The 1993-nt window shown below is 64.8% G+C and carries 3 protein-coding genes; 2 read left to right on the plus strand and 1 reads right to left on the minus strand.

Features of this window, described 5'->3' with window-relative positions; all coding sequences use genetic code 11:
• Positions 1–255, plus strand: a 255-nt coding sequence (locus EOA29_RS34490; RefSeq protein ID WP_145969987.1) for an EAL domain-containing protein, incomplete at its 5' end; no start/stop codon positions are given.
• 12 nt (positions 256–267) lie between these two features.
• Here the strand turns inward: EOA29_RS34490 and EOA29_RS34495 are convergent.
• Complete coding sequence (locus tag EOA29_RS34495; RefSeq protein WP_127222259.1) at positions 268–1185, minus strand: fatty acid desaturase family protein; 918 nt, start codon at positions 1183–1185, stop codon at positions 268–270.
• Between the two features lie 84 nt (positions 1186–1269).
• On the opposite strand from EOA29_RS34495, the gene EOA29_RS34500 reads away from it, so the two are divergent.
• On the plus strand, positions 1270–1993 hold a 724-nt coding region (locus tag EOA29_RS34500), incomplete at its 3' end, for a LysR family transcriptional regulator (protein ID WP_127222260.1).

Below are 1993 nucleotides of genomic sequence, written 5' to 3' on the forward strand. Positions count from 1 at the left end.
ATCAAGATCGACCGCTCCTTCATCCGCGACCTCGACAGGCGCGACACGGCGGCGATCGTACGCACCGTGATCGGATTAGGCGCCGAGCTCGGCATCACCGTCACCGCCGAAGGCGTCGAAACCGAAGCGCAGCTCGAGATGCTGCGCAAAGCAGGTTGCGGCGAGGCACAAGGTTTTCTTATCGGCGTGCCGGCCAAGGCCCCAGAGACGAGCCGGCTGCTGCGCTCGCAGGAAAAGCTGCGCCAATCCGGCTGACGCCAGGCACCGTCAGCGCAGCGTCTCGATGTATTTCTCGTGGAAGCTCACGTATCCCGGCTCGACCACCTTGAGATGCCGCTCGATCAGCCGATGGAACGCCGGCAACTGGTGGAACGGCACGCCGGGATAAGCGTGATGCTCGGCATGGTAAGGCATGTTCCAGGCGAGCTTGCGGACAAACCAGTTGGTGATCGTCGTCCTGCTGTTTTCCAGCATGTTGGCGACGAAGGGGCAGCGGCCATGCTCGGCCAGCAGATAGAGCCTGAGGAAGGGCTGCCCGAGCAGCGCCGGCACGATCCAGACGTAAAGCAGCACGGTCGCCTTGAACCAGAGGGCAAGCGCCAGCAAGACGACGTAGAAAGCGATCATCGCGCGCGCCTCGGCCTGCACTTTCGGCAAGCCCTTCGGCGGCACGTAGCTGTCCCGGCAGCGACCGCCGGCATTGGTGCAGAGCGTCTTGAAATGCCCCCACCACACCGGCAGGCCCGAGACATGGACGATGTATTGCCGCAAGGTCTCGGGCTTCGGGAAGGCCAGTTCCGGATCGTTCTCCGGATCCTGGGTGAAGCGGTGATGGGCGAAATGAAAATAGCGGAACCAGTCGGCGGGCAGCGCGATCGCCAGGCTGCAGAGCCGAGCGACGGCATCGTTCAGCCACTGTGTCTCGAACGCCGTCCTGTGCAGCGTTTCGTGCAGCAGCGTGAACAGGAACACGATCAGGATGCCCTGCGGCTGCATCAGCAGCGGCCAGAACGGAACCTTGACCGCGATCAGCGCGCCGAGACCGACGATGGCACCGAGATGGATCGCGAACTGGAGGAGGCCCGGCCAGTCTGACTTGCCGGTCAGCCGGCTGCGCTCCGCACTGCTCAGCGAGGCGATGACGTCGCGGTGGTCGACGGGTTCGTTGCGGCCGATTGCGTGCATGAAACCAGCCTACTCAGCAAGAAACCTTTCGAAAAACGAGGATTTCTGTAAAATAGGTAAGATTAGCTTATCTTTCGGATTGCCATGGTCGCACTTCCATCGCTGAGGGGACTTCAGGCGTTCGAGGCGGCTGCGCGCACCGGCAGCTTCGCCGCGGCGGCGGAAGAGCTGTCGATTTCGGCGGCCGCCGTCAGCCAGCTCATCCGCACCGTCGAGGAGCAGATGGGCCGCAAGCTGTTCCACCGCGTCAACCGGCGCGTCGTGCTGACCGAAGCCGGCGTCGAGATGCTGCCGAGGCTCACCATGGCCTTCCAGGAGATCGGCAGCGTCGCGCGCGGCGGCGATGCTTTCCGGCCAAGGCTTGTCATCTCGGTGCCACCGTCAATGGCGATGGGCTGGCTTTCCGAGCGCCTCGCCGGCTTCGTCGCCAGCCACGGCGCCGCCGACATCTCGCTCAGAGGCGACGACGACCCGGTGCCGTTCGACCATGAGCTGATCGACATCCGGCTTTCCTACGGCCCGCACTATCGCGAGCACCCGACCGAGGAGATCGTCCGGGACGCGGTCTATCCCGTCTGCGCGCCGGGCCTTGCCGGCGCAATCAGGTCCGAAAACCTCGCCGGCCTGCCGCTGATCCACACCGACTGGGGACCGACCGGCGCCGCCTTTCCGTCCTGGCGCAACTGGTTCGAGGCGGCCGGCATCGAGCCAGGGCGGGCGGCACGGCGCGGCCTCTCCGCCAATTCGTCGCGGGCAGCACTCGATCTCGCAATTTCAGGATTGGGCGTGGCGCTCGCCCAAGGAATCT

The organism is Mesorhizobium sp. M1E.F.Ca.ET.063.01.1.1 (assembly GCF_003998155.1).
Classification (GTDB): Bacteria; Pseudomonadota; Alphaproteobacteria; order Rhizobiales; family Rhizobiaceae; genus Mesorhizobium.

What these genes read in the sequence shown, in the direction of transcription:
- EOA29_RS34495 (WP_127222259.1), bottom strand. Translation starts at nt 1,185, where the DNA reads ATGCACGCAATCGGCCGCAACGAACCCGTCGACCACCGCGACGTCATC.